Origin of the sequence: Neptuniibacter sp. 2_MG-2023 (assembly GCF_030547495.1) — a bacterium.
Taxonomy (GTDB): Bacteria; Pseudomonadota; Gammaproteobacteria; order Pseudomonadales; family Balneatricaceae; genus Neptuniibacter.
This window is the reverse complement of the sequence record NZ_JAUOQC010000009.1, coordinates 90,936-104,663: the sequence shown is the minus strand read 5'-3', so window position 1 is coordinate 104,663 and position 13,728 is coordinate 90,936. Positions and strand designations below refer to the sequence as shown.

General features: G+C 40.8%; 12 protein-coding genes. All 12 read right to left on the bottom strand.

Annotated features, from left to right (window positions below; genetic code table 11):
* Position 1 precedes the first annotated feature (1 nt).
* The 12 genes from Q4486_RS10295 to fliS all read right to left on the bottom strand — a co-directional run bounded on the left by Q4486_RS10295 (position 2) and on the right by fliS (position 13,684).
* On the bottom strand, positions 2–1,450 hold the full coding sequence (locus Q4486_RS10295; protein WP_303519346.1) for a sigma-54 dependent transcriptional regulator: 1,449 nt from the start codon (positions 1,448–1,450) through the stop codon (positions 2–4).
* Between the two features lie 117 nt (positions 1,451–1,567).
* Positions 1,568–2,632: a class I SAM-dependent methyltransferase gene (locus Q4486_RS10290; RefSeq protein ID WP_303519345.1), complete on the bottom strand. Its 1,065-nt coding sequence runs from the start codon at positions 2,630–2,632 to the stop codon at positions 1,568–1,570.
* A complete protein-coding gene (locus Q4486_RS10285) occupies positions 2,632–3,777 on the bottom strand; it encodes an iron-containing alcohol dehydrogenase (protein ID WP_303519344.1) in 1,146 nt (381 codons plus the stop codon). Before Q4486_RS10285 ends, Q4486_RS10290 begins: the two co-directional genes overlap by 1 nt.
* 10 nt (positions 3,778–3,787) lie before the next feature.
* Positions 3,788–4,828, bottom strand: coding sequence for an FkbM family methyltransferase (locus tag Q4486_RS10280; RefSeq protein ID WP_303519342.1), 1,041 nt, complete (start codon positions 4,826–4,828; stop codon positions 3,788–3,790).
* Entirely contained in the window at positions 4,815–6,110 is a 1,296-nt protein-coding gene (locus Q4486_RS10275) for an aspartate aminotransferase family protein (RefSeq protein WP_303519341.1), read from the bottom strand. The genes Q4486_RS10280 and Q4486_RS10275 overlap by 14 nt, the downstream gene beginning before the upstream one ends.
* Positions 6,111–6,203: 93 nt before the next feature.
* Positions 6,204–7,349, bottom strand: coding sequence for an acetyl-CoA carboxylase biotin carboxylase subunit family protein (locus Q4486_RS10270; protein ID WP_303519339.1), 1,146 nt, complete (start codon positions 7,347–7,349; stop codon positions 6,204–6,206).
* 2 nt (positions 7,350–7,351) lie between these two features.
* Positions 7,352–8,404 (bottom strand): Gfo/Idh/MocA family protein, encoded by a 1,053-nt coding sequence (locus tag Q4486_RS10265; protein WP_303519337.1) that lies wholly within the window; start codon positions 8,402–8,404, stop codon positions 7,352–7,354.
* A gap of 64 nt (positions 8,405–8,468) precedes the next feature.
* Positions 8,469–9,578: a DegT/DnrJ/EryC1/StrS aminotransferase family protein gene (locus Q4486_RS10260; RefSeq protein WP_303519335.1), complete on the bottom strand. Its 1,110-nt coding sequence runs from the start codon at positions 9,576–9,578 to the stop codon at positions 8,469–8,471.
* Positions 9,559–10,440 carry a glucose-1-phosphate thymidylyltransferase RfbA gene (gene rfbA / locus Q4486_RS10255; protein ID WP_303519334.1) on the bottom strand — a complete coding sequence of 294 codons (882 nt, stop codon included), beginning with the start codon at positions 10,438–10,440 and terminating at the stop codon, positions 9,559–9,561. The genes Q4486_RS10260 and rfbA overlap by 20 nt, the downstream gene beginning before the upstream one ends.
* Before the next feature lie 27 nt (positions 10,441–10,467).
* A complete protein-coding gene (rfbB, locus tag Q4486_RS10250) occupies positions 10,468–11,475 on the bottom strand; it encodes a dTDP-glucose 4,6-dehydratase (RefSeq protein ID WP_303519332.1) in 1,008 nt (335 codons plus the stop codon).
* A complete protein-coding gene (locus Q4486_RS10245; RefSeq protein WP_303519331.1) occupies positions 11,472–13,250 on the bottom strand; it encodes a tetratricopeptide repeat protein in 1,779 nt (592 codons plus the stop codon). Before Q4486_RS10245 ends, rfbB begins: the two co-directional genes overlap by 4 nt.
* A gap of 35 nt (positions 13,251–13,285) precedes the next feature.
* Positions 13,286–13,684, bottom strand: a complete 399-nt coding sequence (gene fliS, locus Q4486_RS10240; RefSeq protein ID WP_303418679.1) for a flagellar export chaperone FliS — start codon at positions 13,682–13,684, stop codon at positions 13,286–13,288.
* Positions 13,685–13,728: the final 44 nt, after the last annotated feature.

Here is a 13,728-nt window from a genome sequence, read left to right as displayed (position 1 = left end):
ATTACTTACGTTGCATCCCATATTTACGCATTTTTTCTACTAAGGTCGTTCGCCTAATTTTTAACAACTCAGCGGCTCTAGCAACAACACCATCATGTACTGCCAATGATTGCTCAATTAAGCTCCGCTCAATAGCTTCTAAATGAGCCTTAAGATCCAGCCCCTCTTCAGGCAGATGGTCTAAATGAGTGACAGAAGCTATAGCGCCAGTAACAGAGGATGATTCCAACAGCTCTTCCGTATTCGCATAACGCGCTGGATCAGGTTCTTCAACATGCTGAAAACGGGCCGGCAACTCAGAAACACCAACAACGCCATTAGGAAAAAGAATTGCTAGCCGCTCAGCAAGATTGGACAGCTCTCTCACATTACCAGGCCAAGGATGGGCCTTTAAGGACTCTAGAGCGCTCATTTGAAATCTGACAGAGTCAAAACCTTGTTTTTTTAATCGGCCCAATAACTCATCCAGTAACAGAGGAATATCTTCGGTTCGCTCTCGTAATGGCGGCATCTCAATTGGGAAAACATTGAGGCGATAATAAAGATCCTCTCTAAAGGTCCCTTCTTCAATCATCTCTTCAAGGTTTTTATGCGTTGCGGCGATAACACGTATATCCGCTTCAAGTGTTTTAGTGCCACCGATACGCTCAAACTTTCGCTCTTGAAGCACACGTAATAGTTTTACCTGCATAGATAAAGGCATATCACCTACTTCATCAAGAAAAAGCGTCCCCCCTTGAGCCAGCTCAAAACGACCTGAACGACTAGAAACCGCACCCGTAAAAGCTCCCCGTTCGTGACCAAACAACTCACTTTCAAGCAAATCTGCAGGAATAGCTCCACAGTTAATCGGCACGAATGGGCCATTTTTACGTACAGAATAATCATGCAGGTTCCGAGCAACCACCTCTTTACCAGTACCCGACTCTCCTGTAATTAAGACATTGACATCACGTCCCGTTACTTGAGACATAGCCTGTCGCACCAGCCTCATAGGCCGACTACTACCGACTAAACTTGAAAACAGCTCTGAAGGAGGATTATTCGCATCCCCTGCCCCCTGAGGCGGCCGAGAATAAAGTTGAGCTTTATGTAATTGATCGAGTAACTCTTGATAACTAAAGGGCACATTTAACTGCCCTGTCACACCACTTTTCAGATCATCAGGCAGCTCAGCGACTTCAGACCATTCATCTAAAGTAACAACAGCAGCATCAGGTGTTTTTTGCTGTAAATTGCGTAGCAGCTTTTCAAGGGATATAGGTAATTCACTTTGTCCAAGCAACACTAAAGAGACTTTATCACCTTTGAGTGTTTGGTCATCTGACTGCAACCAATCAACAAATCCATAGAATTTGAAAGGCCGACCTAAGAAGGAAAGCGCAGCGGAGATCAACTCTCTGCGACTTAGATCATCATCAATAATTAATAGTTTTGGCTGCGCAGTCATTCCTGCTTATCTCTACCTGATTTGAGTAGAACCAATAGTGGCAACCATAGCACGGAATGTCAATTAAATGACAGAGCTTAAAAACAGGAAAAGGAACGCCTATATTTTGACGCCTATTCACATATATTCTTTACGTATATATAAAGTATCCCCTGTCACAAACGCCGTATCAAAACGATTAGTAGCTAGTAGCTCATCCCCTGCTTTTTTCGGGCCATCACCAAATGCCCAAAGGTAGTCATCAATGGCAATCCACCCTCCCACATCAACATAAGGCTCCCAGAGCCCAATATCACGGGAGACTTCGTCATAATGATGATTGCCATCCACATGTAAGAAAGCAATCCCAGCATCACCTCGGGTGCTCTCAGGAGTATTCACCCGTTGATGGTAATCGTTAATCGCTTCAGCAGACGTCTTTTTGAAAAAAGTAACATTATTCAAAATACCAATCGATGATAAAAATACCCTGAAAATTTGTTCGCTATCTATATCACCAATCTGGTTATCTAATACCGATGCCCTTCCTCCTTGAGGCTTTACCAATATCTCATCCCAAGGGTCGACACAAAATAATGAGCTTTGCGTATACCGATTAGCCAACCAACCTAAAGCAAATGAAGAACGTCCATATAATGAACCAATTTCAACCCAGTCCCCTTGAGGTATTAAGGGCGTAATTGCTACAAGTGCCTCTAGCTTTGTTGCATCAGATTGCCCGGGAATAGCAAAATAAAACTTATATAACGAAGACAGTTCAGCCTCCGTAAGCACCGGCGCATTGTCTACTTCACTTTTAGACACATCCAAGGAAAATGAAACAGCACGCGCCCATTGGACAGCCGGGCTTAAGCGCTCCCATTCTTTCTTAAACGGGAATTCAGAACACATAATTAGATTTATATTTAAATCTGACTGCTGCAAATAATTATTAATTAATCCCCAGACACCCGCATGAGATGTATAAAAATGCGTCACATTTTGCTCACTAATTACTTTCCTAAACTCAGTTAGGAAATCGCTCGCAGTTATAAACGGTAACGGTACGAATTCATCCACTTCAGAATAGGAAGTTAGGATAGAGCTACTCCCTAAAATTCTAATTCCAAAACTACGTAACAGAGAATAAGATTCAAAATTTTCTTCAGACTCCACCGGAAAAATCAATAATGTAGACTTCACTAGCACTCCACGTTAGATAAAATACATTCTAAATCAGACCGTTCTATATCCGCTCGACTCAAGAGCACTTGATTACACTCAAGCTCATCAACCACCCGCTTTAATTGCCGTGACCCTAAATTGCAAGTACGAGAGAAAAAACCCCAGACAGCGAGTTTCTCTGTAAAGTAAGCACCCAGCGATTTATCAGCCAGACCTAATTTCTGCTTTAATATCAGGATTTTATTGTCATAACGACCAGAACTCTCAAGGTAGCGAAGCCAACCGGGCAATACGAATGCTAAGCTTTCCCCGTGGTTCATCGTCGCTTCAACTGCCACTTGATGAGCACAAAAGTGCAGTAACCAAGCAACATCTTTACCTAACGAGAAGAGGTAAGACATAGAAAGACTAGACGTTAGCATCATCTCAGAGCGGGTATCATAATTTTTATCTATAGATAAAAACTGTTTATCTTCCTCTATAAAATAAGAGAAAGTTCCTAAAAGCATATGGTCTACTACAGAAACATGGTCAGTAAAAGAGAAATATTGTTCTAGAAGATGAGACAGAATATCTATGTAATTATTACGTAATGTGTCGCTATTTAGCGTGTATGAATGTTCAGGGTTGCAGCAAGAGAAGCGCGGCCTTGTCGATAAATTAGCCAACCCAACCTTTACCTTCTCGGCTTTATTATCCAAAACAAACCCGCCATTTACCTCCGAGCCAGTCCCTAGCGTCGTTAAAATGACGCCCACAGCAATAGCAGGCTTAGGAAATGCAGCACGAGAGTTTTTGTAAAGCCAGATATTTTCATAGTTATTGGCCACACTCAACGCGATAGCTTTAGCGCTATCAATAACCGATCCCCCACCAATCGCTAGTACAAGCCCTACATCAACACTTTTTAACTGCTCGACACATGAGTCAATAAAACCAGTATCTGGATTTTCTGGACAATTACGTAGCTCAACAATAGGGTCCCTAAGCACTGCTAAAACTTCATCATATAAACCACTTTTTCTACAACTACCTTGCCCTGAGACGATAGCGACGGTGCCGGCATTATATTCAGCGACTAAATCAGCAAGCGCGGAAAGAGCCTGCCGACCAAACACTAAACGCGTTGGAAGTGAATACTGAAAATCTTTTATACGCTCCATTTATCTAAAATCACACGGCATATAAAACAGTTTCAATGGCTGTAATACAAGAATGCTGTTTCACATGCAGTTTATAATCACCCTTACTCATTTCATTAATTAAAATCGGTATATTAATAAAATCATCCATTGAATGATAAAGACAAATTGTTAACTTAGGACGATCACGAGCAATTGTTAACTCAGCACCTTTAAGTACATACTGTTCAGAACCTTCTACATCTAGGGCTATATGAGTGACAGGACCGTCAATGTAATCATCTATCGGCACTCCCTGGACGGTAGAGTCGCCGCCCCCCTTTCCAACATGTGCATCTAACCCGCCATTACCCTCATCTTCTAAGAAAGCCAAATCTTCATATTGATTCCACAAGATCTTATTATGGATATTTACATTCTTATTAGCCGAAAACTTATCTCTCAAATAAGCAGACCAGCGGCTGCTAGGCTCAAAAGCTTCGACTTTCACAGCAGAATTACTTAACAGCATACGATCAATATGTTTTCCGTTAAAAGCGCCCGCAAAGACCATTCGTTCATTATTTCCCAACGACCCGACTACATCATTATCAAAATAAGCCGAAGGCTCATATAAAGATTGATCCCAAAACGCTCCCTTCATTACACCCGTAAGACACTGCTGATAAACCTCTCGGGAGTGTTTATCATGCAACAAGGATAGAGAGTGTTCGTATTGCTGCTCATGCTCTTTGAGATAAAAATAAACTTCAAACGCTCGGCAATGATACATAGGAAAATAATAAAGCTCTGACTTAACGACCTGCGCCTGTAAATCAAGAAGACCCGCGGTCATAACAATAATTGTATCTGCGGCCTTCATTTTCTTAACTTCGTCAAAAGAGATGACAGGCACACCACCGATACTCTCTTCCTCGATCGTACGTGTGCTATCACAAATATAATCTGGGAGCGGCAACCTATTTGATGCTATGCAAAATTCTGTTAGAAATACGTTTAACCGACGACCTGCGCCCCAATAAACAACCGTCTTATCTGACATTAAATCTATAGCGTTACTAATATAATTCATGATTATCACCGAGGGTTTTAGCCGCCTCTTCCTTTGTAAAAAGATTATTTAGTGTGTCATACAAACGATCAACATCTTCCTTTGTTATCATATAGTTTGGAAGCAAACGTATCGTTCTACCATTATTACAGTGCTGAAGTAACAAGCCGCTATTAAGCGCTGAATTGCAAAACTCCTCCCCTTTAATCTTCGCCTCAGCATCAGTCGTCAGCTCTGAAAAGCAAAGATCAAAAGCACACATTAACCCACGACCCCTTGGGTTCATAACACTCTTATGCGTCGCACATAGTCGATGAAGACAATCTAACAAATAAGTTCCTAGCGTCTCATTACTACTTAGCAAGTTATCCTCAATGATTCTTTGAATTCCGTATGAAACAAGCTCACCCGAAAATGGTTCATTTTGATGCGAGCTAAAATGCTGCATGATAAAGCGATCTTGAGACACCGTATTCCCATTAGCAATAATACATGACACCGGATAACCCAAACCAATAGCCTTTGCACAGACAACAAAATCAGGCACGCAATCTAGCTGTTGAAAATAAAACCAACTACCTGTACGACCCATACCTGTTTGGCATTCATCAAAAATAAGAAAGATTCCATAACGGTCACAAAGCTCTCTTACTCCTTGAAAATAGGCTTTCGGCGGAAAATAAAACCCCCCACCAGACACTATCGGCTCAAAAATAGCTGCGGCTATATCTTCATGATTATCCTCTAATAAGGCACTAAATTCCTCTAAACACTCCTCAACACTTGGCTGGTCTGAATGATAAATACAAGGGGTTTTCACAGTATAAGAATGCGGGAGTACTGGCCGTATTCTATCTCGAGACATGGAATACCCAGCAGTGCCATGTGTCAGGCCATGGTAACCCTGATCAAACGCAATAACGCCGCTTTTTTCTTTTAAATGTTTAGCATATTTCAGACAACATTCATTTGCCTCAGCACCAGTAGATAAAAACAGTATTCGTCCATCCATCTCACCAGAAATCTCATGCATCAATTTTGCAGCGTGTAATACTGGTACCGAGAGAGTAGCTGTATCAGTATCCTGGAGCCTTGCAGATATACTATTCAGATGCGAAGAAAGACCTGGATCAGAATGGCCAAAAACAGAACAGAATTGACCACTATTAAGATCTAAATACTCATTACCATCAACATCCCAAACATAACTACCCGCCCCTTTAGTCAAGACGATCTCTCTAAAATCAAGCACTGGCATCATGTATTTATGATACTGCTCTAAGAGAGCTTTATTCTTATTCATTAAGTAATACCAACGTCGCCTTTAGCAAAAAAATCGATACAGAAGCTACTTTCTTCTGCGACAAAATAAAATAATTTCTCTAGTAATTATTTTTTAATATAAAACATACAATGCACGGCCCATCAGCTGCCTATAGATCTCTTGGGTGGCAGCCTCATTATGACAATCAATGAATGATACGCCCACACGTCCATACGGGCTTGGCAAGACAACGTCTCCTGTCACCCTTAACGGCACCCAACGACTCAGTGTAATAGGCTGAAGAAAACGGACACCGTTATAAATAATTTCATCATTACTAGAAAGCGTATGCCTAACAATATAGCGCTGAATATCGGTAGAAGGCGCGGTATCTAACGCTAAACCAAGAAATGGCCGGATATAATTTTCAACATAGGGAAACCCTGTTTGAAGCTCAATCAATTGGCTATAAAGATCACCGGGGCACCTTCGCGTCATTTCAATTAAACACACACATCCATCTTTGAGGATAAACTGCGTATGCACCAATCCATCAAGCAATCTCAGCTTTTTGGCGATGCTCTCAATAGACGACCTCAACGTTTGCAATAACGATGACTCAAACTGACTACAAAGACTGCTTGTATCAACCGCAAAAGGGTTTATAGATGAATCCTCTTTTACTATAAAGTCGGCACTAACAGATCTATTTTCAATAAATGCTGAATGACTATATAACTGCCCATCAACATATTCTTCAACTATATAACGACCAGTGGGAGACACCACCTTGGCAAAATTGATAGCATCATCAAGCGTAGATGAATGCTCGACAATCGTAATCCCTTTACCACTAAACGAATCCACAGGTTTTACAATCACTGGAAAGTCACTCTCATCAAGCTCAGCAGTGTACAAGCGAGGAAACTCTAGGCCTAATGTTTTACCCAATGCTCTATATTTATGTTTAAGGTTAATTGTTTGATCATTATCTAATGACTCAATACCGGGAAAGCGCTCCTCACTTACCATGACACAAGAGGTATATGACCGATCAGTACATCCTGGAACGATAAAATCAAACCCTTCGCGGCCCACTAATTCTTTTAATTTATCGACATTAGAGTAATCCAATTCCCAATAATTCTCCGCCGTTTTAGCAAGCGCATCATTGGGGTTTCCGCCAACAACATGAACTTCATACCCCATATTAAGAATGGCATCATAGATAGGACGTGAAGAAAAATTAGTATCAACTAGAAGTACCTTTTTTGGCATAACTAATAAACCACTTTTTCTAAACGACCACTTTGGCCTGCATGCTTAATAGCTTCAACTACGGCTAAATTACGAGAGCCATCTAGTACAGATACCGCAGGAGATTCAACACCGTTTATGACCGCTTTAAAATGCGCCAATTGCAGCAACAAAGGATCTTTTCGTTCGATGACATCACATGATTCTTGAAAAGGTTCCCACCAAGAAGCATCTTTGCAAGACGCATAAGATTTAACTTTCATGGTTGGTATATCAATTGATCCCAAAGTGCCAGCAACAGAATAGCAATGCTCTTCGCCATAATATGGGTAGCTTGGGTTTTCAGCCGATGTAAACTCCCAGCTACGAGCAGATGCAGCCGTGTCTGATAAAACAAATGAGCCAAGCACTCCCCCCTCAAAACGAAAGTTAATCACAGCCGTATCCTCCACGTCATAACCCCGCATCGCAGAAGAACTTATAACTTGCACTGCTTCAATTTCACCAACAAGTTTACGCATATTACTGATCTCATGAATCATATTAATGAGGATAGGCCCCCCACCTGTACGCGTTCGCCACTCTCCTTCTAAAAAATAATGCTGAGGCTTATAAAATTGAGCACTACCCTGCAAGGTAACCACCTTGCCCAAGCGACCACTTTGAATAATATTCGAGGCATACTGAATTAACGGACTATAAACACGATGGTGTCCAACAATTACCTTATCAACAAAACCTTGGTTCTTTGCACAATCAACAATACGTTTTCCCTCAGTTAGACTCATCGCTAAGGGCTTTTCAAGCAAAATAGGAACGTCATGCTTAATACAAATGATAGCTTGCTCTGCATGAAACTCATTCGGGCTAGCAATAATTACCCCGTCTGGTTTCTGTGACAAAATACAGCTTTCTAAATCACTAAACATTGGCACGTTCAGTGTCGCCACATAATCAATATTAGTTGACGATGCTGGGGCCACGACAGCAGACAAAGTCACGCCGGATATCGCCTCAACCTTTGCGATATGTTGCTTCCCCATTAAACCAGGGCCAACGACAACAATATTAAGCATAATAGATGAATACTCTAATCAAAAACCACGATAATACTTTGTAGCTTTTAAGGTTCTTTTTTTACTAAGCCTTCGATCTAATTTCATCGAGAGCAGCAACAACTCGCTCACATATATAGGAAATATCAGCTGAATCCAGGTCTACATAAAAAGGTAAGCACAGCAGCCTATTCTCGACCACTTCTGCATTTGGCAGACATAAAGGCTGATTTGAATAAGCCGCTAGGTTATTAATCAGGCCCTCAAAATATTTCCGTGTTTCAATCCCTTCTTCAAACAGCATTTTATGTAGGCAATCCCTCTCTTTAACACTATTAAGAATCAAGGGCATATAACTAGGTGAACATCTATCAGTGCCTTCCTGTCGTTTTGGAAACTCTACATCATAGGGCGCCAAGCACGTTAAATAGTGCTCCACCATTTCACAACGCTGATCAATCATTGATTCAATATCATCTAACATCGTGAGTCCAACAGCAGCATGAAACTCACTCATTTTCGCATTAATACCAATCTCAATTACTTGGCCTTGATGATCAAAACCAAAGTTAATCATCTTTTCGGCACGCTGATAATCCTCATGGGATGCAAAAACAATTCCCCCACCTTCAATGGTATGAAAGAGCTTTGTGGCATGGAAACTAATAACTGAAGCATCACCCTCAGACAACACACATTTCCCACCATAACGTGTCGCAAATGCATGGGAGGCATCATAAATTGTTTTGTTCTTAAAACGCAGAGAAAGTCGTTTAAAAGAATCTATATCACAAGGGTTGCCATACAAATGAGTTGCAACAACTAAGTCATTGGCGTTAAGCGCTACAACATCAGTAACGTGGGCGGGGTCTAAATTGAGGGTTTCTAAATCTATATCTGAAAAACAAAGCTCCTTATTCAACCACTTGTAGGCACTGGCTGTTGCAACAAAGCTAAGAGGCGTTGTGATAATATTACCGCTTACCCCTAGCGCTTTATACGCAACCTGTAATGCAACGGTGCCACTTGAAACAAGCAATAGATTTTTTACACCTAAATACGCTTCAAGTCTCTCCTTTAACTCACCAACCAGAGGCCCATTATTTGTAAAGTATCTACGTTCATTAATATCTTCAAGATATTGAATAAGCTTAGCCTGATTCAGCGCCGAAGGCCTATAGTAAGGGTGTTTCATTCAATATAGTTTCAATAAGGTGTTGACGGTAATCGCTCTGTGGATAACTGTTCGCAATACATTCTAAATCATTCAGTGAAATCCAACTGTTTTGAAAAGCAATCACCTCAAGACAAGCAATAGTTTCACATTCCGTACGCTGAGTATCTGCCACAAAATTAGTAGCCTCACGTAAACTCTCATGAGTGCCCGCATCAAACCATGTAACATCTTCATCTAATAGTTCGACACTTAACTGACCAGCCTGTAAATAAGCCTGATTAATAGAGGTTATTTCATACTCTCCTCGCGCTGATGGGACAATACTTTGCGCAATACTTACAACGTCTTGATCATAGAAATATAGGCCTGTCACGGCAAAATTAGACTTAGGCTTAGAAGGTTTCTCTTCAATGGATATCGCATTGAGGGACTGATCAAATGCAACAACCCCATATCTTTGAGGATCAGGCACTTTATAACCAAATACCGTCGCCCCTAACTGGGCCGCTTTCGCTTTCAACATTAAAGGTTTAACCGTGTCTCCATAAAACAGATTATCCCCTAAGACTAAACATACTCTTTCGCTGCCAATAAAATCGGCACCTATTTCAAAAGCTTTGGCTATACCATTAGGCACGTTTTGTGCTGCATACTCCAACCTCATCCCTAAGTGACTCCCATCACCTAACATACGCTCAAAACTATTTTTGTCTTCAGGGGAGGTAATAATGAGAACGTCGCGAATTTCTGCCAACATGAGCAAAGATAACGGGTAATAAACCATCGGTTTATCAAAGATAGGTAACAACTGCTTTGATATATTTTTAGTTGCGGGGAATAAACGCGACCCTAAGCCCCCTGCCAATAAAATAGCCTTCATAACTAGAACCTTTTTGGCACTTAAGCGTTATCGCTCATCATAATATGTAAGATACCACTCAATGGTTTGAGCAAGGCCTGCATCAAAACTAATGGAGGGCTCCCAGCCTAACTCATTTTTTATTTTTTTACTGGACAAAGCATAACGAAAATCATGTCCTTGGCGATCTTCAACATATGTAATTAATTTAAGAACGTCGTCTACTTCAGTGTTCAATAATGATGCAGATATGCGGCACACACACTGTACAAGATCTATGTTTTTCAGCTCATCCTCTGAACCTATATTATAAATTTCTCCTACATCGCCTTGTGTAAGCACGCAATAAAGCGCACTGACATGATCATCCACATGTAACCAATTACGTTGCTGGTCCCCCTTACCATAAATAGGAATAGGTTCCTGCTTTACTATGCAGTTAATGACAACGGGAATAAGCTTCTCCATATATTGCCATGGGCCGTAATTATTAGATGAACGTGTAATTAAAGTAGGCATACCATACGTCTTTCCCCAAGCCTGTACTAAATTATCAGCACTGGCTTTAGAGGCAGAATAAGGAGAACTCGGTTTAATTGGTGAGGATTCCGTAAACGGAGATTCAAACTCATCAGTCAGTTCCCCATAAACCTCGTCTGTTGATACTTGATGAAACCTAAAGCCAGACTGACTAGCCGAGGGCAATCCCTGCCAATATGCCAGAGACGCTTGTAGTAGGTTATATGTGCCAACAATATTAGACTGAAAAAACGCATTTGGACCATGAATTGACCTATCAACATGGGTTTCTGCGGCAAAATTAATAATACGATCAGGTTCTTCGGATTCAATGACCTGCGTAATTGCTGAAAGGTTAGTCAAATCTTTCTGGTAAAAACGATAACGTCGGGAATTAACCTCATAAACCGAACAAGCATCATTAGCCGCATAAGTTAATTTGTCTAAATTAATTACAACATGCTCAGTATGCGTCATTAAATAACGAATAAATGCGGAACCAATGAAGCCTGAACCACCAGTGACAAGAATTTTCATTGCTGACTTTTCTTCACAAAACATTGCCACATTTCTTTAAATACATGCTCTAACTCGTCCGCCATCTTTTTCCCATTAAACAGTGCAGAATTTAGTGCAACTTCACGCAGTCCCTTACGAATAAAAGCCAGTTGTTCAATATTTGATGCCAGATCAACCGCTACATCAACATAGCGAGTACGATCATCAGCTACCAAATGGTTCAACCCTACTTGTGAAAGGTTAGAGTAGCCTATACGCGATAGAATACGATCCCCTTGCAAAGCAATATACGGAACACCCATCCATAAACTATGATAACCCACAGTCCCTGAATTATAAGGAAACGGGTCTAAACCTATATCGACTCTATTATAGGCTTCAAAATACTCAGATAGCGGCGAGCCCTCTTCCATAATTAAACGATCCTGCTCTATACCCAGACGTTTACATCGATCTATTAAATGCTCTCGAAAATGGATATCAACCAACTCCTTGCATTTAAAAAAGAGTTTGGAGTTCGGTGTTTGATGTAAAATTTCACACCAAGTTTCTATCACCAAATCTGATATTTTTGCCAAGCTATGAAAACTACCAAAAGTAACAAAACCATTACGGCTTGCGGGTAACTCAGCAACATCAACATCAAACTCAGGCACCTGTAAACAAGCAGCAGAATTAATATGCCACTGTTTTTCAATATAATGCGATTCAAATTCAGCAGGTGAAAGCGCTGTATTTGGTAGCATATAATCCATTTCTTCTAATCCAGTACTGGCAAAATAACCGATCCAGCTAATTTGAATAGGTGCGGGTTTCCAAGCAAAAACAGGTAACCGGTTACCCGCTGTATGCCCAGATAAATCAATAAGAATATCCACTTTACTTTGATAGATAAGCGTTGCGGCGTCTTTATCCGTTAATGTTTCTATGCAATGCCAATCCTTGAAATAGCCTTTAAGCCTCTCACTAACCTTATCAACCCTAGATGTTGTTGAAAAAGCAGTAAGAGATATTTTTGTATCATCAAAACAGCCAATAAAGCTTTCAATAAACGCAGCCACTGGATGATTACGAAGATCGCCAGATACAAAACCCACATTTAATGTTTTACCCGGCGACTTATCTAACAAAGGCCAATCAGTATAGGGAACCGCTACTTTTCGGGCTTGAGTGCCATAACAAATCGCTTCCTTCAGATATTCACTCGGAGACACCCCATCAGTAGATGCCATACACATGAGTAAATTACTATGAATATCCAACCGCGAAGGATCTAACCCTAATGCAGATTTATAACAGGCGATTGCGGAAACCAAATCTGCTTTTTTACGATACACCATACCAAGGTTGTTATGGGCCTTAATGAGTGTTGAATCGTGTTTTAAGGCCGTTTTATATGCCCCTACCGCCTCTTCATATCGCCCCATACTCGACACAACATCCGCATAACCTAGATGCGCTACCGCTAAGGATGGTTCGAGTTTGACCGCTTCCGAAAAACAGTGTCTAGCTCTTTCCGCATCACCTAAACCTTTAAACGCTAAGCCCAAATGATGATTAACCTCAGCATCCTTTGGCTTTAAACCTAGAGCCTTTGCCAATAAAAGCTGCGCTATTTTGTAATTCTGCTCTTGAAGAAGAATAATACCGAGAAAATGCAATGCATAGAAATTACTATCATCGAGCTGAAGTACTTTTTGAAATAACGCTTTAGCCTGTGGAAAATTAGAGTTCTGATAACTTGAAATCCCAAGAGCGAGAGCCTTTTTTACAAGATCATTTTTCTGATTCACAGGCAACTACTACACATAATTTAACAAACTAAAAACTAATCGTTCTGAAGCTCTACCGGCATACTCGACCAGCCCTGCCTTATCTCCAAAATAAGCCCCATCACTTCCTGAACTTTATCAGCATTATTTTCACGATTAGCCACTATTAGTTGACGTATCATGTAATTATAAAGTTCGTCCAGATTAGCCGCCACTTCGCCGCCCTTTTCTAAATCTAACGCACCTTTTAAACCGACGATAATATCTGAAGCTTTGTTTAAGTGTTCAGTTCTTTCTTCAATCTGTTTACGTTCGATAGAGCCTTTAGCTTTGGCCAAAGAGGTCAACGCCCCTTCTAATAACATCGAAATAAGCTTATGTGGACTCGCTGTTTCTACAGTCGCCCTAAGATCTACACTTTTATACTCTTTTAGGGCGTTTAAATTGACGCTCATAAAACATACCTATCCAATAAAATATTCTAAACACATGTCTAACT

What these genes read in the sequence shown, in the direction of transcription:
- Q4486_RS10285 (WP_303519344.1), bottom strand. Translation starts at nt 3,777, where the DNA reads ATGGAGCGTATAAAAGATTTTCAGTATTCACTTCCAACGCGTTTAGTG.
- fliS (WP_303418679.1), bottom strand. Translation starts at nt 13,684, where the DNA reads ATGAGCGTCAATTTAAACGCCCTAAAAGAGTATAAAAGTGTAGATCTT.
- Q4486_RS10265 (WP_303519337.1), bottom strand. Translation starts at nt 8,404, where the DNA reads ATGCTTAATATTGTTGTCGTTGGCCCTGGTTTAATGGGGAAGCAACAT.
- rfbA (WP_303519334.1), bottom strand. Translation starts at nt 10,440, where the DNA reads ATGAAGGCTATTTTATTGGCAGGGGGCTTAGGGTCGCGTTTATTCCCC.
- Q4486_RS10280 (WP_303519342.1), bottom strand. Translation starts at nt 4,828, where the DNA reads ATGAATTATATTAGTAACGCTATAGATTTAATGTCAGATAAGACGGTT.
- Q4486_RS10295 (WP_303519346.1), bottom strand. Translation starts at nt 1,450, where the DNA reads ATGACTGCGCAGCCAAAACTATTAATTATTGATGATGATCTAAGTCGC.
- rfbB (WP_303519332.1), bottom strand. Translation starts at nt 11,475, where the DNA reads ATGAAAATTCTTGTCACTGGTGGTTCAGGCTTCATTGGTTCCGCATTT.
- Q4486_RS10270 (WP_303519339.1), bottom strand. Translation starts at nt 7,349, where the DNA reads ATGCCAAAAAAGGTACTTCTAGTTGATACTAATTTTTCTTCACGTCCT.
- Q4486_RS10260 (WP_303519335.1), bottom strand. Translation starts at nt 9,578, where the DNA reads ATGAAACACCCTTACTATAGGCCTTCGGCGCTGAATCAGGCTAAGCTT.
- Q4486_RS10275 (WP_303519341.1), bottom strand. Translation starts at nt 6,110, where the DNA reads ATGAATAAGAATAAAGCTCTCTTAGAGCAGTATCATAAATACATGATG.